Consider the following 24,477-nt stretch of genomic DNA (forward strand, 5'->3'; position numbering starts at 1 on the left):
GCGAATCCCGTGGCGACTCCTGTAGAGACGCTCCGAACGCCCTTTCCGGAAGGCCTAGTTCTGAAGGATGAGCTCATCGGTCCGGTGGTCCGATTGAGTAGTCGGCGCACACTGAGGAGGATGGCGTCCCATGTCACACTTAACTTCCGGGCTGGACTCCCCCCGGACCGGGCGACGCAGTGCAGGGCCGGCATGGGTGGCCGTACTGGCCGCGTGCGTAGGGCAGTTCGTCGTCATCCTCGACGTGTCGGTGATCAACGTCGCCCTGCCGTCCATCCGTTCGGGCCTCGGCATCGGTGAAGCGAGCTTGCAGTGGGTGGTCAACGCCTACGTCATCACCTTCGCCGGGTTCCTGCTGCTGGGCGGCCGGTTCTCCGATCTCTTCGGCCGCAAGAAGGTGTTCCTCCTCGGGCTGGGGGTGTTCACGGCGGCGAGCCTGCTGGGCGGCCTCGCCCAGTCACCGTGGATGCTCATCGTGGCCCGCGCCCTCCAGGGCATCGGGGCCGCCGTGCTGTCGCCCGCCACCCTGACCATCCTCACGACGACGTTCCCCGAGGGGAGCGGTCGTGTCCGGGCCGTCGCCGCGTGGACGGCGGTGGGCACGGGAGGCGGCGCGGCCGGCGGCCTCATCGGCGGCCTGCTCACCGACTACCTGTCCTGGCGCTGGGTCCTGCTCATCAACGTCCCGCTGGGCCTCGTCGTGATCGTGGCGTCGGCGGTGTGGCTCGCGGAGAACAGGAGCGGTGACGCCGCGGCGCGCCGGCTGGACCTGCCCGGAGCGGTGCTGGCGACGCTGGGCGTGGGAAGCCTGGCCTTCGGCATCTCGCAGAGCGAGACGCACGGCTGGAGTTCGGCGCGGTCGTTCGTGCCCCTGCTCGCCGGTGTCGTCGCGCTCCTGGCCTTTATCGCCGTGGAGCGCCGGGCGCGCGAGCCGCTGACGCCCCTCGGCATCTTCCGCGTACGGACGGTGTCCGTGGCCAACGTCATCACCGTGATCAGCGGCATGGCCTTCTACGCGATGTGGTACTTCCTCTCGCTCTACATGCAGAACGTCCTGGGCTACTCGGCCGTCGAGACCGGCCTCGCCCTGCTGCCGCACACCGCCTCCATCATCCTCTCCGCCCAGTTCGCGCCCCGGATCATGCGCCTGGTCGAGGGGCGCGTCCTGCTCGCGCTCGCCGGCCTGCTGACGGCGGCGGGATTCTTCTGGCAGTCCGTCATGGGGGCCGACGGCACGTTCCTGGGCACCCTGCTGGGGCCCGGCATCGCCTTCTCCTTCGGCGCGGGCCTGATGATGACGCTGCTGGCGGTCTTCGCCACCTCCGGCGTCGGCCCGTCCGAGTCGGGGCTCGTGGCGGGGCTCGCCAACACCTCGCGCACCATGGGCGGCGCGCTGGGGCTGTCCGTCCTCGCCTCGGTCGCGGCGAGCCGCACGGCCGGTGCGGGGGGCGGCGCCGAGGCGCTGGCCGAGGGGTACGGGCGCGCTTTCCTCGTGTCCGGGGTGATCATCGTGGTGAGCATGCTCGCCATCGTGTTCCTGCCCAAGTCCCGGCAGACCTCCCAGGAGGTCTCGTGAGCCCTGACGCGCCGCCCGTGCCGGGCCCGCTCACCGGCGAGCAGGAGCACACCTGGCGGAACTTCGTGCACGCCACCCGGCTGGTGGAGGACTACCTGGACCGCTGCCTGCAACGGCAGGCGGGCGTCCCCCACCTCTACTACGGGCTGCTCTTCCTGCTCTCCGAGGCCCCGCGCCGGCGGATGCGCATGACCGAGCTGGCACGCCGCGCCAAGATCACCCGGCCGCGGCTGTCGCACGCCGTCGCCCGCCTGGAGAAGCTCGGCTGGGCGCGCCGCGAGGCCTGCCCGGGCGACCGGCGGGGCCAGGAGGCCGTCCTGACGGACAGCGGCCGGGAGATGGTCGCGCGGGCGACTCCCGGCCATGCCGCCGCCGTGCGCACGGCGGTCTTCGACAGTCTGACCCCGGAGCAGGCGGGCCAGCTGAACAGCATCTGCCGGGCCATCGAGGCGGGGCTGGACCGCGAGGGGGCCGACCTGCCCTGGCTGCGCTGAGGGATACGGGACCGGCCGGCGTCCTGCCGGCCGGGGGAGGAGGGCGAGCAGGATGAGTGATTCCGCACCGGGGCCCGCCCCGGGCGCAGGCGGCCCGGAGATCTCGGGGACGACACGGCTGTTCGCGGTCATCGGGGACCCCGTGGCACAAGTGCGGGCCCCGGGACTCCTCAACCCCCTCTTCCGGCGGCTCGGCAGCGACGCCGTCCTCGTCCCGGTCCACGTCCGCCCGGAGGGCCTCGCCGAGGTCCTCCGGGGGCTCCAGCGGACCGTGAACCTGGACGGCCTGCTGATCACCGTCCCGCACAAGGCGGCCTGCCTGCGGTTCGCCGACGACGTCAGCCCCGCCGCCGCGCTGAGCGCCTCCACCAACGCGATGCGCAAGGACGCCGACGGGCGCTGGCTTGCGGAGAACTTCGACGGGGAAGGCTTCGTCCGGGGCCTGCGCGCGGCGGGGTACGACCCGCGCGGGGCGCGCGTCGCCCAGGCGGGAGCGGGCGGCGCGGGCAGCGCCATCGCCGTGGCGCTGCTCGGGGCCGGGGCCCATGTCGCCGTCTGGGACCGGGACCCGGCCCGCGCGGACGGCCTCGCCGCCCGGCTCGCCGCACGGTGGCCCGGCCGGATCACCGCCACGAAGGGCTTCATGGCCGCCGACATCGCGGTCAACGCCACCCCGATGGGGCTGCGGCCGGACGACCCGCTGCCGTTCGACCCGGCAGGCCTCGCGCGCGGCACGGTCGTCGCCGACATCATCATGAAGCCGCGCCGCACGGCTCTCCTCCGCGCCGCCGAGGAGTGCGGCCTTCCCGTGCACTACGGCGAGCCGATGCTGACCGAGCAACTCCCTCTCTACCGCGAGTTCTTCCGGATCGGCGCCCCCGGCGACCCCACGGGCGCGTCATGAGCGTCCTGGGTATCGATCTGGGGGGCACCAAGGTGGCGATCCGGCTGGAGCCCGGTGCCGGAGCGGAGGCCGCCCAGAGCGTGTTCCGGTGGCCCGCGGTCGGCGGCCCGGCCGCCGACCTGACCGCCCTCGCTGCCGCCGTGGAGGCGCTGCGCCGCGCACCGGCGGATGATTCGGTGACCGCCGTGGGCGTCGCCGTACCCGCGACCCTGGATGCCTCCGGCCGCGTACGGGGCTGGCCGAGCCGGCCCTCGTGGCGGGGCCTCGATCTCGTGCGGGCACTGACGGGCCTGTGGCCGGAGGCCGAGGTGCGCCTGGGGGACGACGGCGACCTCGCCGCGCTGGCCGAAGCCGGAGCGGCCGGCTGCCCGGACCTCGTCCACCTCGGCGTCGGAACGGGCATCGGCGGCGGCATCGTGCTCGGCGGCGTCATCCGCCCCGGCACGGAGCGAGGCTCCTGCGAGGTCGGACATATGATTGTCGACCGGGCGGGGGAGCGCTGCGACTGCGGCCGGCACGGCTGTGTGCAGTCCGTTGCCTCGGGGCGGGCGGTCCTCCGGCGCGCCGCCCGGCGCCGCGGCCACGACGTCGGGTTCGACGCGCTGCGGGAGGCCTGGCAGAGCGCGGAGCCGTGGGCCCTGGAGACGGTCGGGGAGAGCGCCGCCGCCCTCGCCGCCGCCGTCGTGAGCCTGTGCGAACTCGTGCATCCCCGGCTCGTCACGATCGGCGGCGGCTTCGCCGCGGGCCTGCCGGGCTACGTGGAGGAGGTCGCCCACCGGGTCCGGCAGCTCGAACGACCGGAAGGCCCGGAGATCCACCTCCGCCCCGCCGCGCTCGGCGCACTGTCGTCCCTGGACGGCGCGGTGCTGCTGGCCCGCGGACCAGCTCCGTCCGCGCGCTGCGGGTGACTTTGAACGACTACGACCAGCCGTCGGCGGCCTCGCGGCGCCTGTCCTCGACGACGTCCTCCCACGCGGTGTCGTCGGCGGCGGGAGCACCGCTCCACAACTCCACGCGGATGCCGATGTCCCCGTGATCCGTACCCGTGATGATCAGCGCACCATCGGTGCCCGCGGCGAACAGGCCGGTGGCGGCCACCTCGCCGGTGCCGGGAACGCTGTCCTGCGCGCCCTCCGCCTCGGGGCTCAGGATCGCGTACTGGCCCTCGGGAACGGACAAGCGGGCCGTGGCGGCCCCGATCAGGTCCGGCACGACCCGCTCCATCCTCTGAACTGCGGCTGCTCAGGGCTACTCGGTGGGGCTACTTGGTGATCTCCACCCAGCAGGTGCTTCGACTCCTGGTAGCTGCCCAGGTTCGTCGTCACTCGCGCAGCGCCGTGTTCCTCCTGCACCCTGGCCGCCACGTCCCGGGTAACCGTGAGCACCTTCAGAAGCAGCTCCTCGCCGCCGTCGACGAGGTCGACGAGGTCGACGAGAGATGGAGTGTGCAGTTTCGGCACGACCACGATGTGCACGGGGTAGGAGGGCCGCGTGTGCTCGAAGGCCGGCACCGCATCGGTCTCCGCCACCACCGTGACGGGTGTATGGCCGCTCCAGGACCCTTCAAAGCTGTCCGCGGGGATCCGCCGGATTCCGCAGACGAGCTCTGCTGACCGCACGGCCGCCGCCTCGCTGCGAGGCTGATGCCATGGGAAGGGGCATGTTCGATGCCTGTCGGCTCAGGCGTTGAGTGCGTGTCCGGTTGTTGAGTCCACGTGGTCCGGGATCTCGTCATGGCGATCGCCGACGGTCAGTGTCCCAGCGGGCTCGAACATGAGGATTGCGGCGCCGGACGGAGCGTATGGCTTGTGTTCTGTGCCTCGGGGGACGGTGAAGACCGCGCCCTGCGGAAGCAGGACGGTGCGTTCGCCATCGGGCTCGCGCAAGGAGATGTGCAGCTCTCCGTCGAGCACCAGGAAGAACTCGTCGGTGTCGTCGTGGACGTGCCAGATGTGTTCGCCCTCGACCTTGGCGATGCGGACGTCATAGTCGTTGACGCTCGTGACGATGCGGGGGCTCCACAGGGCATTGAAGGAGGCCAGAGCCTTGCCGAGGGGGATGGGTTCGTTGCTCATGACCTCATCCTGGGCCGTTTCGCATAGTTGGCGTGAGTGCTAGGAATTGCACATGGCGAAAGAATCCTCGCACGCAGTTCACACAGCGGGCGTACACCGCGTGGTCGTGATCGTCGACGAGAACTCGAACCCCTTCGAGCTCGGCTGCGCGACCGAGGTCTTCGGCCTGCGCAGACCGGAGATCGGCCGCGATCTCTACGACTTCAGGCTCTGCTCCCCCGAGCCCCGCACCTTGATGCGAGACGGATTCTTCACGCTCACGGGAGTCGCCGGTCTGGAAGCGGCCGACGCGGCGGACACCTTGATCGTCCCCAACCGCCCGGACATCGAGGTGCCCCGCCGCCCCGCCGTGCTCGATGCCGTCCGGCGCGCGCACGCGCGTGGCGTGCGCCTGGTCGGCTTCTGCAGCGGCGCCTTCACACTGGCCGAGGCCGGAGTCCTCGACGGGCGCCGGGCCACTGCGCACTGGCAGTGGGCGGATTCCTTCCGGGCCCGCTTCCCCTCTGTCCACCTCGAATCAGACGTGCTGTTCGTGGATGACGGCGACATCCTCACCGCCGCAGGGAGCGCGGCCGCACTCGATCTCGGGCTGCACATGGTCCGCCGCGACCACGGCGCGGAGATCGCCAACTCTGTGAGCCGGCGCCTGGTCTTCGCCGCGCACCGGGACGGCGGCCAGCGGCAGTTCGTGGAGCGCCCCATGCCTGACCTGCCGGACGAATCCCTGGCGCCTGTCTTGGCCTGGGCCCAGGAGCGATTGGACTCACCACTCACGGTCTCTGACCTTGCGGCACGCGCGGCGGTCAGTCCGGCGACGCTGCACCGCCGCTTCCGGGCACAGCTGGGAACGACACCGTTGACGTGGCTCACGGGGGAACGACTCGCCCTGGCATGCCGGCTGATCGAGCGAGGTGAGTCCCGCTTGGAGATGGTCGCGCGGCGCAGCGGGATTGGCACCGCTGCCAATTTGCGCACGCTGATGCGCCGCGAGATGGGGATCTCTCCGTCGGCATACAAGGCCCGGTTTGGGCCACAGACGAATTGACAGCGGGGCCCGTCGACGGGCAGTTCCTGGCGGCCTTCCTGCAAGAAGGAGGGCGTGTTGGTGGGCTGTTCGCCTCAACAGCTGGCGCCGCCGTTTGCGGCGCCGCGTCCTGTCCCGCCAGGCCTAGCAGCTTGGTAGGAGCTGGGGCGAGTCTGCCGGGTCAGCTGGCTGAGCGAAAGGGGCCTGATGCTGTCGCGAGAGCGACGAATTGAAGACCTGTGGACTCCTGGGTTCTGCCCCCTGGGGCAGGGGTCGCCTCGGATAACCTCTTCTTGTCCGACGCGACGAAAGGGGAGTGGCAGCCCGTCGGCCCGGCGCCGGATCGGAGGGGACAGATCGTGTCGTACGGCGAAGAGCCTGCCCGTGCTTCTTTTTATGGGGCCGATCTCACCAAAGGTGATGTTGATGCCCTTGAAGAGTTCTTCGCCGCCCGGGTGACGCTCCTCGCCGAGCAGCGCTCCCCCGGCAGCGGCGAGGCCCGCATGGCCTGCGCGCTGGAACTGTCCGTCGGCATCTTGATCGACGAGCTGTCCCTGTGGTTCGACGACGGCGAACCCGCCACACTTACCGAGCGCATGCGTGCCTGGAACCGCGTGGTTTTCAGCGCTTGGCCCTCGCAGGGCACCGCCGGCTACGACGAGGATCGCTGGCAGCTGCTCTCGCATGCCAACGCCGATGCCGCCGAGAAACACACTCGATTCCGGCGGAACCTCGCCACGCAACGGCGGGTGCCCCGAGCTGCCCTCGACGACGAGGCGCACCGGTGACCGCCGATCTCGGCAGGCGTGGGTCTTGCGAATATGCGCTGGCCGGTCGAGCTGAAGGACGGGAGACTCAGGTGCTGTGGACATGGGGATCTCTGGTTTCAAGCCGTCCTTCCTGGTCGGGATCGAGGCGGTTCGGCAGGCGCACGGCTCCCGTCTGGCGAGGCTCGCTGGTCGGCGGCTGACGGGGTTCGCGTTGGTGCGCTTCGTCCAGGACGGAGACTGGTTCGCCGACTGCCCGGTGGTGCTGGATTTCGACGGCGTTCAGGTGGAGGTTTGTCACTCGAAGTTCGATGAACTCTCGATCGGCTGGCACACGATCGACACTGCGGCGACCATCACCGGGTGGGAGTGGTCCGAGCTCACGCCTCAGTGGTCTCGCAGTGATGAACGTCTGGAGCTGTTTGTCGGCCAGGAGCTGTGTGAGGCCGCGCTGCTTGAGTGGCGGCCGGCAGACCGTGACCTGGCGGCCGGAACGGTGGCGGTGGAACTCGTCTTCGCCGCCGGGGGCTGTCTGCGGATCGTTAACGGCCTCGACGAGAACCGCATCGAGGTGGGTGCGACCCAGCCGGATTACATTCGGCACCTGCTTCTTCATCATCGGCGGCCGCAACCGTCTGCCATGGGCTGATACCGCCCTGCAGGGCCAGCTCGACCACACCGGCCCCGCAGCCTTGCTGGCCTGGCCCCCAGCCTCCACGGCGCCATCCGCAGTGCGCTGCGCGCCGCCGACGACCACACCGCGGACTGCTGGACCCCCGCCGACTGGCACCGGGCAGCCGAACGCGCCCTCGCCGCCCTCGGCCGGCAGTGGCAGGAGACCCACGCACGCATCCCCGGCCGTGCCTCCTCATCGCGTGCCTGCGTCATGGCCTGCGCCTGGCCCGCGACCACGACCTCGGCTACCTCGCCTGGCTCACCGCCGCCGCCTTCGCTGACACCGAGGACTCCGTCTGGGAGCCCCTCGCCCCGCCCACCCCCATCCCGGCACCCGGCGCCGGCCCGCAGTCGGGCCCGGACCACGCCTGCCGACGCTTTGGCCGAATTCCTCGCCGCCATCGCCCGCCGCCGGCACGAGCACCGCGAGCGGACCGCCGAGCGCCTCACCGCCGTCCTGACCATCGGCCTGCTGCCGGGTGAACTCACCGAACTCGCGCTGTACTACCCGGGCGAAAGCACACAGAGACCTTGGGCTCGCAGAAGACGCCGTCCACGGCATGCGCCAGGTCGCCGACGCCGCGGGCCGGCTCGCACCCACGCGCCCGCCGCCTGGTGTGCCTAGCCCGCATCCACGGCGACATCCCCACCGCCCTTGCCACCATCCCCACCCACCCTGGGCCGGCAAGGCCGCCACCATCGAGTCCTGGGCCGCATCCACCTGCCTCACGGCGACATCGACCGCGCCGTCGTCGCATTCGCGGACGCACGCACCGAGGCCGAGCAACACGACGCCCCGGGCGAGCGGGCCATCTCCCAGACCTTCCTGTCCTTGTCCCTGTCCCCGGCCTGCGCCTTCGCCGACCCCGTCCGTGCCGACGACGAACTCGCCCTCGCCCACCAGCTCCTCGAACCACTCGACCAGCGCGCCACCACCCTCTACGCCGACAACGCCGCCCCCGAACGCGACGCCGGCACCAGCCGCGACGTCACCGACCGCACCACCGTCCTGCGCACCGAGGTCACCGTCACCGGACTCGCCTGGTTCACCCCGCTCCTGGAACTGCCCTCACCTTCCACCACGCTGTACGCGGCGAACAGGACGACCTGACGGCCACCATCGGCCGCCTGCGGGAGGCGACCGCGAACGGCGACTTCGCCTACCTACGTCCATGTCGCTGCTGCCATGGGCGACCTGCCCCAGCCTGCCGACCCCGCCAGCCAGTGGCTCGACGACGAACGCACCGTCCGTGCCCGCCGGCGCGCCCTGGTCACCGCTCGCCAACACCACCTGTGGAACCGACCGGCGACCGGGGCCAGCGGGGGCCGCTCTCCGAGAGCGCCGGGGATCCGTTCCCGGCAATCGCGGAACACCTCTGCGAAGACAGGGGAGGCGCGGCGATGATGACCGGCATGTCGGACACTCTTGAGATCCTCGCCCTCATCTGCACCGGGCTCTACGCCGGATACATGCTCGCCTTTCTGTCGGGTGTCATGCCTGCTATGAAGGAGGTGGACGACCCTGCCTCGTTCACCCTCGTCATGCGGGCGGTGAACCGAAAAGTGCCGGGCCCGCTCTTCCTGCTGCTCTTCCTCGGCTCGCTGGCTTTCCCGGCCGCCTCGTTCTTCGTGGCGCCCCAGGCGCGTGACGGGAGCGGGTCGGTCCTCGTGGGGGTCGCCGCTCTCTGCGCGCTGGTCGGGCACCTGATCACCTCGGGCGGCAACATCCCCCTCAACAACGCGCTGGAGTCCTCGCGCGGCCGGGGTGACGAGCGGGCCGCCCGGACGGCGTTCGAGGGGCGGTGGAACGCCCTGCACGGCGTGCGGACCCTGTTCGCCGTCGCCGCCTTCGTCCTCGTGGCCGCGGCCCTCGCACGCTGAACCTGTGGCGGGGCGCCCTGGCCGAGGCCGGGCAGACCTACGCCTCACACTCGGGCGCCGAGACGATGGCGTATGAAAGTGAGCCGTGGAGCTATGTACCGCCTGCAGTAGGGAGACTTCAACGATGCTATGAGCACTCAAGGACAGAACACCACCCCCATCCTCGTCACCGGCGGCACCGGTAAGACCGGACGGCGCGTCGTCGAGCACTTGCATGCGCTCGGCCGCTCGGCCCGGGTCGGCTCGCGCGGCAGCGAGAGCTCGACGGCGTTTCCGCCGCCTACGTGACCTACCACCCGGACCTCGCCTTCCCCGGTGCGAAGAAAGCGGTCGGGCGGTTCGCCGTGTTCGCCGTGGAGCGGGGCATCCGCCGCCTGATGCTGCTTTCCGGCCGGGACGAGGAGGGCGCCGTGGCCAGCGAGGATGCCCTCAAGGCGTCCTGCGGTGACTGGACCGTCGTCCGCGCCAATTGGTTCAACCAGAACTTCAGCGAGAGCCTATCCCTCGACCCGGTCCGCTCCGGCGGCTGGCGCTCCCCACCGGTGACGCCGTCGAGCCGTTCGTCGTGCCGGTGACATCGCCGACGTGGTGGTCGCCGCCCTCACCGACGACCGGCACATCGGCAAGACTTACGAGCTGTCCGGCCCGCGGCTGCTGAGCTTCCACGACGTGGCCCGCGAACTATTCGGCGGCCACCGACCGGACCGTCACCTACATCCCGGTCGGCGTCGACGACTACCGCGCGGCACTGCGCGAACTGGGCGAGCCGGAGGAGTTCGCGGACCTCTTCACCCTCGTCGTCGACGGCCGCAACGCCAGCCTGGTGCACGGCGTCCGGGAAGCGCTCCGGCGAGATCCCAAAGACTTTGCGGACTACGCCAAGGAGGCCGCGGCCACCGGCGTCTGGGACGCCTGACGAAACGGTGTCCGGTGGCCCTCTGGCCGACCGCTGAGGGCCGGGCGCGTGCTGTCCAGGCGTACCGGGACTCCCGCCGCGCGGAGCAGGCCCGCCACCAGGAGCGGGAGGGCGCCTGGCATGCCCCGCGCAGCGAGTCGGTCCGCCGCCTGGTCGCGGAGGCCTTCGTCTCTCGCCCGCAGCAGCCGTACGAGGACGGCGGCGACGTCGTGGCCGCCGATGCCGTGACCGGCGTCGACGGACTCAGCGAGGACGAGGGGGCGGACCTGGAGGCGAGGGCCCGGGGTGGGTTCATGTGCGGCGAGACAACCCTCGTCACCTCCACGGTCGACGAGTACGGGCGTGAGGCCGCGGAGCGCAGGGTCGTCGCCGGCGGCACGCAGAGTGGACTTCGACATCGGCACCGTCCGCAGCCACGGAGCCGTCACCACGGTCCTCAACAACTACGGCGACCACGGCGACCGCGGCAAGGAAGCCTTCTGACCCTGCCCTCGGGCCCTGCCCAGGTACGCCCGTGAGTTCTCCAAGCCCTATCGGTGGTATCGGGTGTCGCGAAGATCCAGGCCCCGCCGGTCTTGACCCGGTGGACAGTGCCGAACCGCGGGTCATCCATCGCGGCGGTGGCCACAACGCCCGCTCGAGTGGCAAGCCTTGGTGATCGGTCATGGCGCGCCGCGCCGCGCATCCTATGCCCGTCGGCGGTACCGGTCGGCGGCCGCGACCGCAGTGGCGGCAGCAGCGGCGGCCACCAGGGACAGCCACGGCGGCGTTGGCCCGGCGCCGGTGACCATCCGCAGCGCGGTGATAAGCAGCCAGCCGCTCGTTGCGCCCAGGGCGATACCGACCGCCGCATCGACGTTGGCGAGCGGCCCGGACACGGGCGGGGGTGCGGCGCGGCCCGCCGCCACGCGAGAGGCGGCCAGCGGCACGGCTAGGGCCAGGACAGAGAGAAAAGCGATGAGCGGGGTCTGCAGATAGCCGGGCGCTGGAACGTGGTAGGTGAGTGCCTGTACGGCCGCCAGCCCCATCAGTAGCGCCCCGAGGAACGCCGTCTGCAGTAGGGCCAGCCGCTGCTCACGCCGGTTGAGTCGGCTGACGATCGTCGTCTCGGTGATCCGGACGATCTCGCTTACCTGCTCCCGAACGTCGCTCAGATATGCGCAGTCGTCCTCCACTATCCGGCGGAAGCGGGTGCCGGCGCGCCGGTCTGCGTCGAACATGGAGTACGGCCTGACCTCGGCGGGCAGCGCAACGGCCTCTTCCATGGAGTGGAGTGCGATCTCCACGGTGCGCAGCGCCGAACGGCGCAGGGTCAGGGTGCGGACCAGGCCGGTCTCGCCGACCTGGAGGCTCTTGAGCAGGGCCTGGGAGCGCAGCAGTTCTTCGAAGAGTGCGGAGGACTCGTTTTCGATGAACTGCCGGTGCAATCTCGTGAGTTGGTCGCAATGCGTGGTCAGCAGGAGCCGGAGTTCACCGAAGTTGCGGCCTTCGAGATAGACCGTCATCTGACGATGCATCATACCCGCATGGACCAGATACCGCACGAACGGCGCCAGCGTGTGCCGGTCGGGAGGCTGCCAGAGCCACTGGTCCAGCGGGCCTTCCGCCTCTGTGGCGGCAAGCGCGGCGATACGGCGGTCCCGTACCGGGGCCCGGCCCTGCCTACCCGGCTCGGGGTGCCATACCAGTGCTCCCTGGGCGGTCCGCTGCCATCGCCGCTGCCAGGGGCCGTCCCGCAGGCCGGGGATGTCTCGGGCCAGGAGAGTGGCGGTGGCTGCGACGGCGTCTTCGGAAGCCAGGGTGCTGTCTCCGCCCGGGGTGCCGACGGGCTCAGAGGTCAGAGCGTCAGCGAGTGCCGTGTAGATGTGGTGCAGACCGAGCAGCCGTTCGGAGGGGAACTGCCCGAGGTGCTCGGACCACCGCCTGTCCAGGTCTGCCCAGCTGTCGGTCTCGTCCTCGCCGGGGGCCAGCATGGCCATGACCCCCAGCGCATCGTGCTCAACGAACAGGAACGCCTGGTGCACGGAGGGTCTGCCGACGTCAGGCTCCCGGGGACGTTCGCGTGCCCGTATCAACCGAGTTCCGCCGCCCCGGGTGTGGCCGAGCTCCTCGGCGAGCTCCTGTTGGGTCGGGAAGGAGGCGTTGAGGTGCCAGCGCGCCAGTGGGGCGTGCATGGCGAAGCTCTCACAGTTCTCCCAGAGCCGCCGCACCGCGGCGACCGCCCGCGGATCCTCGGGATCGGCGACGGCTAGGACGAGGAGCGCTCGACTGTGCAGCATGAGGCCTGTCACCGGGTCAGTGACCGAGGCCGGGGCCGGATCCCGGGGTGTGCTGCGCGGTGCCGGGTGGGTAGGCGGACACGTCCTTAATGAAGGTGATGGCCAGCGCGAGGGTGTCCGCGGGGGGCTCGGTGAGCTGCTCGGGTTCGGGTTCTCCGGCCAGAGCGGGCTGGGCCATGAGCGGGGACGTGAGCTTCAGCAGACGCGCGTACGCGTCCTGGGCCTCGGGCAGCGCAGCTTTCTTGAAGGCGGACTTCAGACTGCGGATCTCTTCGTTTACGCGGGACCAGGATGCAGCGCCCTGCAGCTTCCAATCCTCCGGAACGTCCAGATAGGTGAGAACCTCGGCGTATAGCGCGTCCCAGGCGGCGGATTGGTCGTCATCGGTCAAAGCAGGACTCCTTCGGTGGGACTTCACGGGTGTCAGTGGACTTCGTGGGCTCCGGGGCAGCGGGCCGTGTCGGGCCGAAGTGGATGTACGTGGCCCACAGCTGGGGCTCGCGCGGTAGGACTTGTCGTATACCGCGCACAGCGTCATGGAGGGCGAGCGCGGGGTCGATCCGGTCCAGGGGGCGGGCACCCGCAGTCCCCGGGGTGAACAGGCGCCGGGCGATGCTCGCCGCGTTGGCAGCGAGTGCAGGCATGAGCGAGCCCAGCACATGAGGGAAGCCCGCGACCTGGAATGCCGCCCCCAGGTGTGCGACCTCGTTGACAAACCGGTGGCCTGCGAAGCCGCCGTGGCAGGTGAGCAGCAAGCATCCGATACGGCCGCTGCCGAAGCGGCGCGCCCTGATCTCGGCGACGCTCAGCCGCGCGTCGTGGAGCAGGAGTTCGGAGTTGCTGGGGTTGTCTGCGGCCGCTTTGGTGTGGGCGGAGATGATGGCCCAGGCGTTCTCGCCGAGCTCTGTTGCCACCCGCTCCGCCTTGGCGGTCTTGTCGACCAGGGGCTTGACGCGGTATGCGGCGGCGATGCTGATGGCCGCCCGGCTGGTGGCTATGAGGGGCTCCTGTTGCGGCGTGTTTTCCATCGCGACGACGGTGATCGACCCGCCGTTCGTATGTGCGCTCTCAGCCAACCGTCGGCGTGCTTGGCGCAGCATGCGCAGTGTTGGAGTGTATGAGGAGACGACCCGGTCGATCGCGCACGTTCCCGTGTTGGGGTTGAGCGCTGCGTGCAGGGGGAGCAGGGGCAGGCGGCCGGTGGGGCACCAGTGGATCCGGGGCCAGCGCGATGTCTGCGGCGTTGCCGGGTCTCCGTGTCCGAGGTGGGCCAAAACGGGGCCGACGATATGCTGCCACAACCACACTTGGACTTCTGCGAGGCGGTCGGTGCGACCGGTTTCGTCGCTGTCCCACCACCGGGCTGCCTGCTCGTCCACCTCCTCGGGTGTGACCCCGGGCAGCGGGACCACCTCGACGTGGTCCTTGCCGCCTTTGGTATGGATGACGAGAGCGTCAGAGCGGTGGCCGCTGACATTGATCAGCACGGTGGGGTCGGGGTCAGGGCCCATCGGAATGCCGGCTGGGGCGGGCAGGCGGAAGAACTCGAAGCCGGGCTTCTGCCGGACGCTGGCGAGTACGTCGAAGTACCCGGCGCACTCCGCGTGTTGCTTGTCCTCGTCTTCCGGGTCAGGAGCCCCGGGCAGGCCGGCCTCGTGCCGTCGGCGGTCCTCGGCCCGGAGGTCCTCTGCCAGGTCTGGGTGGGCGCGGTCGAGGACGTCCATATCCCAGTCGTCGGCTATCTGGGCGAGCAGAATCCCGCGGCCTTCCTCCAGCCGCTCCACCGCCTCCTCGGTCCTGCCGGCTTCGATCGCCGCCGCGGCGGCGTCGGTGACCAGGTCCTCGAAGAGGGTCAGCACCTGCTCGCGGTCGGCGGGTTCCAGGTGGGTCTGACTCATGGCCCCGCGGATCTTCAGAGCCATACGGTAGGCAGTCTCGGAGGTCCGCCAGTCCTCCTCCTCGGCGGCGAGCCGACCCCAGGCACGGGCGGCGGTCAGCCGTACCTTCAGATGCCCGGCGGGGCACGAGACCACCTCCTTCAGGAGCCCGGCGGCCTCGCGCCGGAAGGGCCGCGGGACCTTGGCGACCTCGGCTTTGTACTGCAGCGAGTTCGCCAGCTCGATACGGAAGATGACGCCGTCGGGCGTGTCCAGACGGCTGCCCTCGACGCAGGCCCGTCCGTTGACGATCGCCTCGTCGAGATCCTGGATACGGTGGGACGCGTCATAGCGCATCCGCAGGGCGTTTGTGAGCACCGCCAGGAAGCGGAGATGGCCGGGGCTGCCGGGCGTGCTGATCCGCACCGCCTCGCGGGCGTCGTTGACCGCCTTGGACAGCTCGGCGTCCGAGGCCGGGGCCACGAGCCGCTGTGCATTGGCGCGGTTGGAGAGGGCGGCCGCAGCGTGGTACGCGGTACCCTCAGCGATGTCCACGGCCTGCGTGAAGGCCTTGACCGCGTCGACGATGTCGGGGCGGGTGCCCAAATGCTCGTACCGGCGGAGCAGTGCCGCACCGAGCGTGGTTGCCGCCAGGTAGCGCAGCCGCAGATCCTCAGTCGTGCTTAGGAACTCTTCCGCAAGCTCGGCTTCCTTGACCGCCGTCTGCACGAGGGTGGAGTCACCGACGCGTGCCAGGCGTGCCTGGAGAGCCTGCGCAAGGACGAGGCGGTAGCGGGCGCGCAGGAGGGGGTCGACGTCGGGACGCAGAAGCATCTCGCGGAAGATTTCCACGCCAAGGTCCCGCCGGCCATTCAGGTTCAGCTCGGCGGCGAGCAGCACAGCGTTCCCAAGGTCATCCATGACATCGTCCTGATCGGACCCGCGCCGCGTCATGGGGTGATCGGCCAGGGCGCACAGGGTGCGCAGGAAGCCCTCCAGGAGCCGCCGGTCGTGGAGGCGGTGGAGTTCCGCGACAAGGACGTAGAGGTGGGACCGTAGCGCCGTCACCACATCGGCGTCTGGTGCCCGCGATGGTTCGCGCGAGGCCCGGGCGGAGGTGACGTCCGGCAGAGCGGCCGCGGGGATCCCGGAGTCGGCCCGGTGTCCGAGGGCAGCGAAGCACCAGGACGCGGCCACCCGGTCGAGATGGTGGCCGTCGTCGTCAGCGCGCCCGAGGTACCGGTACCAGTGGAAGAGGCCCAGAAGGTGCAACGCCGCCGTTGACTTCGCTGCTGACGAATCGCTGTCGCCGGGCCGCGAGCCTGCCAGTCCCGAAAGCCCGGTCAAGACCGTCCGGGCCAGTGCCGTGGCTGCGGCGAGTGCGTCCGGGATGGCGAGAGCCGCAGCGTCCTCAGCGGCCAGAGCCGCGTCGAGGCGTAGCCGGAACGCTATTGCAGGGTCCGATGCAGTCAACACGCTCTCCTGTACCAGTGGGAACGAGACGGGGTACGGCGATGAGTAGACCGTCCCCGGGAGGCTCGGTCCGACGAGAAGCGAACCACCACAGCCGCTCCGTGCGCAGGGGCGCACGGTGTCGCACACTGGCGCGTATGGTCGCAGCCGGCGCAGACAGTGCCCCGAGGCCGCTGTATCCCCGAAGCCAGGGCGCGGGCAGGACGCAGAAGTCCTGGCGTGCGACAAACTAGTGCTGATCGACAACTAAATGTTGAACCTACTCGACCGCAGCCGCCCGCGGCGCCGCCATCCGACAGTAACTCCTTGAGATACCTGCCCGGTCGTCGTAGATGCTCTCGGTCACTACGACCACGCGTTCCCTCAACGAGAACGGCGGAACGTTGAGCCGATAGGTCTCTGGGGACCACGGAAAGTCACCAGCGCGCTCAGCAGCGCGGACACCCCGTGACAGTTGAATACGCGGACTGTCAGTAGCAAGGCCGATGGCGGTGGGCGAGCGTCGAGATGAGGTTGATCCCTGGGAGTGGACACCGGGTTTCATGCGGCGAATGGCACCGTACGTGATGTGATCCGTTGCTGTACGAACTCGGCTGGTGTGAGGTAGCCGAGTGCTGAGTGGCGGCAGCGCCGGTTGTAGTACGACAGCCAGTGGAACTGCTCCAGTCGCGTCCGCGCCTTCGAGGTCGAGCGGTTTCCGTGGAGCGACTCGCGCTTGAGTCCCTGGAAGAACGACTCGGCGAGGGCATTGTCGTAGCTTGAGCCGATGTGGCCCATGCTGCGGCGGATGTCGTGCCGGCGGCAGACCTCGACGAAGGCGGCCGAGGTGTATTGCGAGCCGCGGGCCGTGTGAAAGACGCCCCCGTGAACCTGGCTGCCCCGGGCGGACACAGCCATCTCGATCGCGTCGGTGACGAGCTGGGTGCGCATGTGGTCGGCGATCGACCTGCCGATCACCCGGCGTGAGCAGATGGTCGATGACGGTGGCCAGATGAAGCCATGTCGAGCCAACGGCTATGTACGTGATGTCGCCGTACCACTTGGTGTCGAGCGCTTCGGCGGTGAAATCGCGCACTACCACGTCCGGGGCCACAGGTGCGGCCTGTGCCTCCAGCGGGGCGGTTACCGCGCCTGTGGCGAAGAGAGCGAGCGCGCCGATCACCGAGGCGGTCACCCGGGCCATCCGCCGTCCGTGCATCTTCACGATGGTGTTCCTTTCGTGGTGCGCCGAACCCGTCCCCGTGACGCCCGGTCGGGCGGCCGAGCGGCTCGACGACCAGCACTGTTGCCGCGCGCTTGATGACCCGCCACACTTTTGGCTCCCGGTCATTGACCGGTCATCAAGAAGCTGGCTCAAGGAGGACTCATTGGTCAGCAACCAGGGCCGACAGGAGGGGGACATCAACCCCGCGGACGGCCCAGTGGCGGAATTCGCCATCGCACTGCGCAGGTTGCGCGAGCAGTGCGGGCGCCCGACGTACCGCCAGCTGGCGCCCCTGTCGGCGAAGGTCGGCAGCCCCTAGTCGGACACCACCTACACGCCGAGGTCGGAGCCGTGCCCGGTGCCGTGCCCGGCGGTGTGCGGGATGATCTGGAACCGGCGGACCTTGTCCCGGTAGACCTCGTGGTCATAGCCGCGATCGGCGTACAGGTGCTTGACGCGGCGCAGATGCTGGCTGCACTTGCCGCGGATCGACAGGACGGCCTGGATCAGCGGATCAGTCGGGTGACGTCGCTGCGGCTGCCACCGGTGGTGAGACGAGAGATCGTGAGTTCAGTTGTCAGTGAAGGAGACGCAGACTGCGGCAGGATCGAATACCACCTGGTCTTGGGTGTAGCAGTCTGCCTGCCGGGTGGCCACTTCGGCTCCGCATCCCGAGCAGACAAGGTTGAGACCGTCACCGCCAGCGGGGCCCTGGCAGCAGCCGATCAATCGCATGGTGTCGGGGTGCCAATCGGTCCCAAGGACGTCGTCAGGATGGACGACGAAGCCGGGGGGATCGCTATCGAACTCGTCCAGCCGGAAGTTCGGGGCATAGGTGCCGCGGGGCACCCTCGCCGGTCGTGTCCGGACACCGGGGATCTCCGATGGTGGGACTGGTGGCGGGACTTTGATCTTGGTGACCTGTCCGGTGAGGGGCTGTCTGCAGGGGTCACACAAGAAGCGCGGCATGCCGCTGATTCTGCACCCCGAGATATGCCCTGGCCAGCGGTTTTGTGGCTGTTCACGGCTGTAACAGGCGTCCGGGCCTCACGGTCGCCGGGATAGACCTTGTCGCGGATGCCTGATCCGGGTCGAACGGGCGTCCGCCTGAACCAGGCCTGTCATTGCCCTCGACGTCCTCATGAGGACGACATGGACACCCGAGACATCACTGTCGGTGCATTGAAGGTGACTCTTTCGTGATTGATCCATCGGTGATATCGCTTGTCGCAGCCGTTGCATCGGCACTGATCGGGGACTCAAGGGGGGAAACATGTCGGATCAGGCGTGTGCGCCACAAGGAGATCCCGCTGAGCCGGCCCTGGTGCTCAGGGGCCCGGTGATGCAGTTCCCCTCCATGCCGAGCCCCAAGAAGATGGTCTTCGGCTATGACCCGGATGAGTTCGAGGAGTTCGTCAAGGAGTGGGTTCCGGCACTGAATCCGCTGTATGTGCGAGTGGAGCGGCACGGCGGCAGCGGAGACCACGGGATCGATGTGGCCGGCTACCGCACACCGCAGGGCCTGGAAGGGCCGTGGGACAACTACCAGTGCAAGCGCTACAAGAGCGCTTTGGGATGGAGTACTGCCTCGGCTGAGATGCGGAAGATGTTCGCCGGTGTGGTGCTGGGGCACTTCATCCGGCCGACGCAGTATGTCTTCGTTGCCCCCGTGATCGCCCGCACACTACGGCAGGCTCTCGCGAAGCCGAGCGAGGCCCGCGCGACGTTCCTCCAAGACCTGACGGGAACCACCGATGAGGTCATCACCCGGCTGACGGCCGAGGAGCGGCTACGCGTTGCGGAGCTGGCCGGGCAGACGGACTTCTCCATGTTCGTGCCGGTCGACATGGACCTGATGCTCGCCCAGCACAAAGCCACCCCGGCCTGGGCGACCCGCTTCGTCGACGAGATGCACGAGCGCCCTGCCATTCTGCAGCCTCCGGAACAATACGATCCCGGCGAGATCCGCTACGTCCAAGAGCTGGTGAAGGTGTATGCCGAGCGCTGGAAGAACGCGGCCGACACCTTGGAACTGATCGCCCAGCACTCCAAGGCTGGCGATCATATGCGGCGTCAGCGCGAGGCGTTCTACAGCGCTGAATCCTTGCGTCGCTTCGCTCGCGACGCCTACCCCGAGGGACACTTCAACGCGGTTCTGGACGATGTCCACACCATTGCGGTAGAGGTGTCCGACGGACGCTACGAACTTGGCTGGGACCGTCTGCAGGCGGTCCTCGAAGCGGCCGGGGCTGTTGCTCTGACCGAGACAATTCTCAGCCGGTACGTGAGGCCCCTGGACCGCAAGGGGGTATGCCATCACCTGGCGAACGATGGTCGGCTGACATGGTGTGAGGAAGGGGGAGCCGCGTGAACCCGCTCAATAGCCCGCTGGAGATCGGGGTGCGGGCGCTGGTGCTGCTGGCAGAGAGCCACCCCCAGTCACTGGATCTGGCGCAGCTGGCCGTGCTGGACCACGCTGTTTTGCACAGCGGTGACCTCGACGGCCCTCCCAGCCTGCACCCGTCCCTGCCTGGTCACTCGGGCGAGCTGGGCATGAAGCGCACCGTGCTGGAGCAAGCGCTGCTGGTACTGATCCGTGCCGGGCTCGCCGGCGTCGAGGCGGACGAGACCGGCCTGGTCTACCGCGCCACCGAGCGCGGGCCCGCCTTCGTCGACATCCTCGAGGCCCCCTATGTAGGGCGGCTGCGCGAGCGGGCCGAGTGGGCCGTGCATCACTGGGCACCGGAGACCGACGTACGCGCCGCCACAGCGGCTCTGCTGAACGACTCCATGTCCTCATCCACGCCATTCGAGGGCCGTCGTGACTGAGCTGCAACTGACCCATCTCACCTATGCCGGGTCCAATGTTCCCCCGGCGCAAATCGTCTTCGGCCCGGAACTGACCGTTATCTACGGCACCTCCGACACCGGCAAGTCGTTCATCGTCAAGTCGATTGAGTACATGCTGGGCGGCGTAGACTTGACGATGGTGCCGGAGGCAGACGGCTACACCCAGATTCTTCTGGGGCTGCTCATGCCGGATGGCACCCCCCTGACCCTGGTCCGCGCCCCCGACAGCAACAGCATCCACCTGTACAACGAGGATCTGCGCGATCAGGTGTTCCGCACGCCGGATGCGACGGTCACCGCGGTCCACAATGTCCGCAGCAAGAACAGCCTGTCGATTCATCTGCTGCGCGCGCTGGGCCTGGACGAGATCCTGATCCGCAAGAACGAAGCGGGCGGTACCCGCCCTCTCGCGCTGACCGACTTGGTGCACCTGTCCCTGGTCACCGAGAACCGCATGGTCGGTGAGGTGCCGCCGGTGCTGCGTACCGGCACGGCCGCTACCCGCACCGCAGAATTGTCCGTCATGCGGTTCCTGGTCACCGGAGAGGGAGATCCGGCCCTGGACACCGGCCTCAATGCCGGTCAGCGCCGCGTCCACAAGGGAAAGGTGCAGCTCCTGGACCAGCTCGTCCTCGACCTGTCGTCCAAACTCACCAGGCAGGAGAACGGCCGCCAACTGCGCGATCGGCTCATTCGAATCCGCGGAGCGCTGGAGGATCAGGCCGGCCCGCTTCGCCAGGTCAACGAATCCCACCGCGAAGCGGTCGACTCCCGTATGGAAACCGCCCGACAGCTGGCTTCCCTCGACGAGCGACTGACCGAAGTCAGTGACCTGCTGGGCCGCTTTCGGCTGTTGGAGGCCCAGTACCGCTCGGATCTGGAGCGCTTGGCAATGGTCAACGAAGTGGGCAGCATCCTGGGCTATTTCAAGGTAGGCACCTGCGTGTTCTGTGGTGCAGAACGTGAGCATCAACAGCCCAACCACGGTGCGGAGGAAACCACTCAGCTCCACACTGCCGTGGAGGCAGAGGCCGTCAAGACGTCGGATCTGCTCGGCGACTTGCTGCCCACGATCGCCGACCTGGACGGCGAACAGGCAACCCTCGTGAATCGCCGAGTTGAGGCCCAGTCCGACATCGGTGTGTGGGACCAGATCATCACCGAGCTGGAAGGCGGCATCACCCTTCTACGATCGGACGTCGAAGAGCTTGTGGAGGAGCGCTCCACTGTCGAGCGGGAACTCGAGCTGCACGAACGCATCGCAGAGCTCGACGAGAAGCGCTCCCGCCTGGTTGGTGAAGGATCTGTTTCGTCCACACGTCCCACTCAGCACATCTCGACGAGCATCCTGGGCGATTTCGACTCGATCCTCCAACAGACTCTGAACGCATGGCAGGTCCCGGGCGTCGATCACGCGGAATATGATCAGTACTACGCCGAGATCCGCGCGGGCGGACGCACGCGGGCGGGACGCGGCAAGGGTGTGCGATCCGTCCTGCACTCGGCTTTCACCACAGCGCTGGCACGCTTCTGCATGGACCGAGACCTGCACCACCTCGGCTTCGTCGTCTTGGACTCACCGGTGGTCACTTACCGCGATCCAGAACCCGACGAAATCCCCGATGTCGAACTGACCTCCACTGTCGTCGACCGATTTTACAAAGACATGCTGTCCTTTCCCGGCCAAGCCATCGTCATCGAGAACGGCGACCCGCCGACCAAGGTGCTCTCGGAAGCCACCACCTACCACTTCACCGGAGCCAGAGGTCGGCGAGCAGGCTTCTTCCCCACAGCCCTGCACTGACGCCAGGAGAGCATCCGGCCGCAGGTACGCGATTCAGTCAGTCCTGGCCGGGAGGGCGCGATGGGTACTTCTGGCCCGTCTTGGCATCGGTGAGGGGTGTCGTCGGGGTGAGCCCGTCGACCGGGGATTCCGGTGCTCCCCTGTCTCTCTCCACGGGCGGGTTGGCGGGAAGCTCCGGATCTGGTGGGCTGCTCTTGCGGGGCTCACGGGGGCTGGCGAGGCACTCCGTTTCGGCAGTGCACTCCTTCCAAAGGTCCTCCGAGGCTGTGCCGACTTGGTACAAGATCTTCTTCGCCGGACGCTGCAGCCGGAGATCTACCGTCCAGGTGCTGCGGCTTCTGTCCAGGACGGCGTTGGCAACTACCCACCGTTCTCCATTGCCAGCTGCCATCTCAGGCCCCAGGAGACCAACTACGGCCGTTCCAGGCCCGAGGTTCTTGAAAATTCCCTCAAGGCGCACCATCACGGCTGGCGAGGGCAGCTTTGGGTGCGGTCCAGACGACACCTTAGTGATGTATGCCTCCTGCCGGATCTCGGCGGTGGACTCGACGGGCGACGGTTCCGAGTCATCGGACCCTTTTGTGAGCAGGACGCCGATAATTGCTGCCGCCGCAGTAACTACGGCAGCCAACAGAGTTTGCCAGCTCTGCAAACGGTTACCGCGGGACTGGCCAGAACGGCTCTCTCCATCTGGCGCACCCGAACTTGGCGGCGACTCCTGGCCCATGTGCTCTCCCTCTTGAGGATGCCGCCACCTTGCATGGGTTCGTAATCAAACAACCAGTCGCCACGCCGCTGATCAGGTCAGGGCGACCATCCACCTGGCGCCCTCGGTGATATCGGCTATCTCTTGGGGAAGCCGCGGCCCTCGGCGCACTCCGCGCCCTGCCGGGTCTGTAGTACGGCAGTCTCGTCAAGGCCAGCACCGCGCCTTCATCACTGTCGGTAAGCGAAGGGCAACGCGACCGTTCTCCACGGCGGTGCAGAACTTGTCGCGGGTTTGGCTGGCGCGCTGCTGCGCCGCCGTGGTGTCGGTGCGGGCTGAGCGCACGAAGAGGGCCGCGGTGACTGCGATGGTTGCCAGGGCGACCGCCATGATGGCGAGGGGTATCACCTGGTCTCCCCGCGCCGGGCGGTGACCAGGGCGCGCCAGCGGTCGCGGGTGGCTGCTCCCCCGTCGATCCACCGCACCGGGGAGCCGGCCTCGGCCGGGAGGTCGCCCATGAAGGCGGCGATGTCGGCGTAGTAGGCGTAGTCGCCGCCGCGGGTCAGTTCCCTGAGCCGGCTGATCGCGGTGGCCAGGGCTTGGTGCGATCCCCGGACAGCGTGGCGGAAGGCGAGGGCGAGCTCGAGCGTCGCCTGGAGCGCTGCGGTGAGGCCGGCGACGTCGATCTCGGTGCGCAGGATGTGGGCGCGGTCCTCGACGTCGTCGGTGCCGGCGTCGCGGACGAGGGCGGCGATCTGGGTGGTGAGGGTGGTGGCGCGCAGGTCGAGGCCGTCGAGCAGTTGCTGGGCGAGGAGGAGTTCGTCGTCGGCCCGGGTGGGGTCGGCGAAGGTGGTGGCGAGGGCCAGGTGGGCCTGGGTGGTTGCCCGTTCACCGGCGACGCCGTGGTGCTCCGCCTCGGATCGTGCTGCCGTGTACGCGGCGACGGCCTGGTCGGCGTTGCCGTGGGGCCACCAGATGTCACCCCCCCCGTGCCCCGCGACCCCGGTGCCGACCGCGAGGACGGCACATGGCTCCCTCGGCGGCAGCGAGGCCCGTTCGGCGAGCACCTCGACGGACCCGCGGTCCTCCAGCAGCGCGCGGGCGGCGTCCTCAACGAGGCGATCGTCCGAACTGTGGGTACGGTGATGCAGGAGGTGGGCGGCGGCCCTGGCCACCGCGCGAAGGGCCTCGGAGGCGTCGGGCGCCAGCGGCCGGCCGGCCACCGCAGCCACCCAGATCGAGCCGAGCGCCTCCCCGCCCGCCCGTACGGCGCCCACCAGCCGCTCCGGATCCTGCCCGTGGGCCGGCCGGTGCAGTACGTCGTCCCCGGCCCACAGAGCCTGGAAGAACCCTGCCTCTCGCATGGCGGCCACCCGCCACGGCGGGACACGGCGACCGAGGATGGTCAGCCGGCGGTGCTCGTCCACGTTCTCCTCGGTCGACGAGTAGGCGAGCACCCGGGACTCCGTGTCCTCGATGGTCACCGCACCGCCCACCAGAGCCGCCACGGCGTCGGCCAGCGAGTTGAGGTCCCCGAGGCTCGGCCCCTCGAGCCCCGCCGGCTGGTACGCCCGCCGAGGCAAGCCCCGCCCGCAGCACGCCCACCAGATGCGCCCAGGTGCACCAGGCGGTACGGAAGAGCAACGCCGTACCACCGCTCTCGGCGGCCGCCTGAAGCGCTTCGGCCGCACCGGGCTCGGGCCGCCCCGGCCCGAACACCACACCCGTCGCACCCGACTCGCCCGCCCGGCGCACGACGTCACCTCCTTGGGCTGAGCGCGGATCGACCCCCACGGCGAGCAGCAGCTCCCGAGGCCTGATCACGGGTTCCAGCAAGTCCAGCACGTTCACGCCGGTGACTGTGGCCTTCAGGCCTTCGGGCGCCGCGTGCAACTCCACGGCGCCCACGCCCACGACGGAGAGCAACCGCTCCAGTGTCACCCGCGTCTCGCCGCCCGGCCGGACCCTCCAG

At 69.2% G+C, this 24,477-nt stretch carries 22 protein-coding genes and 2 pseudogenes; 14 read left to right on the plus strand and 10 right to left on the minus strand.

The window, feature by feature from the left end:
• Positions 1-130: 130 nt before the first annotated feature.
• Genes AS857_RS10955 through AS857_RS10970 form a run of 4 tightly spaced genes read left to right on the plus strand, consistent with a single transcriptional unit; the run spans position 131 to position 3,882 of the window.
• A complete protein-coding gene (locus AS857_RS10955; protein WP_058042922.1) occupies positions 131-1,576 on the plus strand; it encodes an MFS transporter in 1,446 nt (481 codons plus the stop codon).
• A complete protein-coding gene (locus AS857_RS10960) occupies positions 1,573-2,070 on the plus strand; it encodes a MarR family winged helix-turn-helix transcriptional regulator (protein ID WP_058042923.1) in 498 nt (165 codons plus the stop codon). The genes AS857_RS10955 and AS857_RS10960 overlap by 4 nt, the downstream gene beginning before the upstream one ends.
• Positions 2,071-2,122: 52 nt before the next feature.
• Positions 2,123-2,974, plus strand: a complete 852-nt coding sequence (locus tag AS857_RS10965) for a shikimate dehydrogenase family protein (protein WP_058042924.1) — start codon at positions 2,123-2,125, stop codon at positions 2,972-2,974.
• Positions 2,971-3,882, plus strand: a complete 912-nt coding sequence (locus tag AS857_RS10970; RefSeq protein ID WP_058042925.1) for an ROK family protein — start codon at positions 2,971-2,973, stop codon at positions 3,880-3,882. Before AS857_RS10965 ends, AS857_RS10970 begins: the two co-directional genes overlap by 4 nt.
• A gap of 10 nt (positions 3,883-3,892) precedes the next feature.
• On the opposite strand, the gene AS857_RS10975 is transcribed toward AS857_RS10970, so the two are convergent.
• The 3 genes from AS857_RS10975 to AS857_RS10985 all read right to left on the minus strand — a co-directional run bounded on the left by AS857_RS10975 (position 3,893) and on the right by AS857_RS10985 (position 5,049).
• Positions 3,893-4,186 carry a hypothetical protein gene (locus AS857_RS10975; RefSeq protein WP_058042926.1) on the minus strand — a complete coding sequence of 98 codons (294 nt, stop codon included), beginning with the start codon at positions 4,184-4,186 and terminating at the stop codon, positions 3,893-3,895.
• Positions 4,174-4,506, minus strand: coding sequence for an HIT domain-containing protein (locus AS857_RS10980; protein WP_245699757.1), 333 nt, complete (start codon positions 4,504-4,506; stop codon positions 4,174-4,176). Before AS857_RS10980 ends, AS857_RS10975 begins: the two co-directional genes overlap by 13 nt.
• Before the next feature lie 147 nt (positions 4,507-4,653).
• Positions 4,654-5,049: a cupin domain-containing protein gene (locus tag AS857_RS10985; protein WP_058042927.1), complete on the minus strand. Its 396-nt coding sequence runs from the start codon at positions 5,047-5,049 to the stop codon at positions 4,654-4,656.
• Between the two features lie 52 nt (positions 5,050-5,101).
• On the opposite strand from AS857_RS10985, the gene AS857_RS10990 reads away from it, so the two are divergent.
• From AS857_RS10990 to AS857_RS11015, 6 genes and pseudogenes are all read left to right on the plus strand, one after another.
• A complete protein-coding gene (locus tag AS857_RS10990; protein ID WP_058042928.1) occupies positions 5,102-6,094 on the plus strand; it encodes a GlxA family transcriptional regulator in 993 nt (330 codons plus the stop codon).
• A 272-nt stretch (positions 6,095-6,366) separates the two neighbouring features.
• Positions 6,367-6,861: a hypothetical protein gene (locus AS857_RS10995; protein WP_144440770.1), complete on the plus strand. Its 495-nt coding sequence runs from the start codon at positions 6,367-6,369 to the stop codon at positions 6,859-6,861.
• A gap of 82 nt (positions 6,862-6,943) precedes the next feature.
• Positions 6,944-7,489 (plus strand): hypothetical protein, encoded by a 546-nt coding sequence (locus tag AS857_RS11000; protein WP_063804298.1) that lies wholly within the window; start codon positions 6,944-6,946, stop codon positions 7,487-7,489.
• A gap of 681 nt (positions 7,490-8,170) precedes the next feature.
• Positions 8,171-8,626: a hypothetical protein gene (locus tag AS857_RS11005; RefSeq protein WP_058042931.1), complete on the plus strand. Its 456-nt coding sequence runs from the start codon at positions 8,171-8,173 to the stop codon at positions 8,624-8,626.
• Positions 8,627-8,928: 302 nt separating this feature from the next.
• Positions 8,929-9,396, plus strand: coding sequence for an anthrone oxygenase family protein (locus tag AS857_RS11010; protein WP_245699759.1), 468 nt, complete (start codon positions 8,929-8,931; stop codon positions 9,394-9,396).
• 129 nt (positions 9,397-9,525) lie between these two features.
• Positions 9,526-10,312, plus strand: a pseudogene (locus tag AS857_RS11015) (Rossmann-fold NAD(P)-binding domain-containing protein).
• Here the strand turns inward: AS857_RS11015 and AS857_RS40235 are convergent.
• The 5 genes and pseudogenes from AS857_RS40235 to AS857_RS11040 all read right to left on the minus strand — a co-directional run.
• Positions 10,270-10,710: a hypothetical protein gene (locus AS857_RS40235; protein ID WP_058042933.1), complete on the minus strand. Its 441-nt coding sequence runs from the start codon at positions 10,708-10,710 to the stop codon at positions 10,270-10,272. The pseudogene AS857_RS11015 and the gene AS857_RS40235 overlap by 43 nt on opposite strands.
• A gap of 288 nt (positions 10,711-10,998) precedes the next feature.
• Positions 10,999-12,591, minus strand: coding sequence for a CATRA conflict system CASPASE/TPR repeat-associated protein (locus tag AS857_RS11025; RefSeq protein ID WP_144440771.1), 1,593 nt, complete (start codon positions 12,589-12,591; stop codon positions 10,999-11,001).
• A gap of 16 nt (positions 12,592-12,607) precedes the next feature.
• Entirely contained in the window at positions 12,608-12,982 is a 375-nt protein-coding gene (locus tag AS857_RS11030) for a hypothetical protein (RefSeq protein ID WP_058042935.1), read from the minus strand.
• Positions 12,972-15,941, minus strand: a complete 2,970-nt coding sequence (locus AS857_RS11035; RefSeq protein ID WP_144440772.1) for a CHAT domain-containing protein — start codon at positions 15,939-15,941, stop codon at positions 12,972-12,974. Before AS857_RS11035 ends, AS857_RS11030 begins: the two co-directional genes overlap by 11 nt.
• 540 nt (positions 15,942-16,481) lie before the next feature.
• Positions 16,482-17,040, minus strand: a pseudogene (locus AS857_RS11040) (IS3 family transposase); the annotation flags it as partial.
• Between the two features lie 268 nt (positions 17,041-17,308).
• Between AS857_RS11040 and AS857_RS39890 the strand changes: the two are divergent.
• From AS857_RS39890 to AS857_RS11055, 4 genes are all read left to right on the plus strand, one after another.
• On the plus strand, positions 17,309-17,464 hold the full coding sequence (locus AS857_RS39890; protein ID WP_160330207.1) for a hypothetical protein: 156 nt from the start codon (positions 17,309-17,311) through the stop codon (positions 17,462-17,464).
• Between the two features lie 954 nt (positions 17,465-18,418).
• On the plus strand, positions 18,419-19,516 hold the full coding sequence (locus AS857_RS11045; protein WP_063804225.1) for an ABC-three component system protein: 1,098 nt from the start codon (positions 18,419-18,421) through the stop codon (positions 19,514-19,516).
• Positions 19,513-19,974: an ABC-three component system middle component 2 gene (locus AS857_RS11050; RefSeq protein WP_058042937.1), complete on the plus strand. Its 462-nt coding sequence runs from the start codon at positions 19,513-19,515 to the stop codon at positions 19,972-19,974. The genes AS857_RS11045 and AS857_RS11050 overlap by 4 nt, the downstream gene beginning before the upstream one ends.
• Positions 19,967-21,799, plus strand: coding sequence for a hypothetical protein (locus tag AS857_RS11055; RefSeq protein WP_058042938.1), 1,833 nt, complete (start codon positions 19,967-19,969; stop codon positions 21,797-21,799). Before AS857_RS11050 ends, AS857_RS11055 begins: the two co-directional genes overlap by 8 nt.
• A 913-nt stretch (positions 21,800-22,712) precedes the next feature.
• Here AS857_RS11055 and AS857_RS11060 read toward each other — a convergent pair.
• Positions 22,713-22,895, minus strand: coding sequence for a hypothetical protein (locus AS857_RS11060; protein WP_144440773.1), 183 nt, complete (start codon positions 22,893-22,895; stop codon positions 22,713-22,715).
• A gap of 14 nt (positions 22,896-22,909) precedes the next feature.
• Positions 22,910-24,088: a hypothetical protein gene (locus AS857_RS11065; protein WP_058042940.1), complete on the minus strand. Its 1,179-nt coding sequence runs from the start codon at positions 24,086-24,088 to the stop codon at positions 22,910-22,912.
• Positions 24,089-24,477: the final 389 nt, after the last annotated feature.

It is taken from the genome of Streptomyces roseifaciens, from assembly GCF_001445655.1.
GTDB classification, from domain to species: domain Bacteria; phylum Actinomycetota; class Actinomycetes; order Streptomycetales; family Streptomycetaceae; genus Streptomyces; species Streptomyces aureoversilis.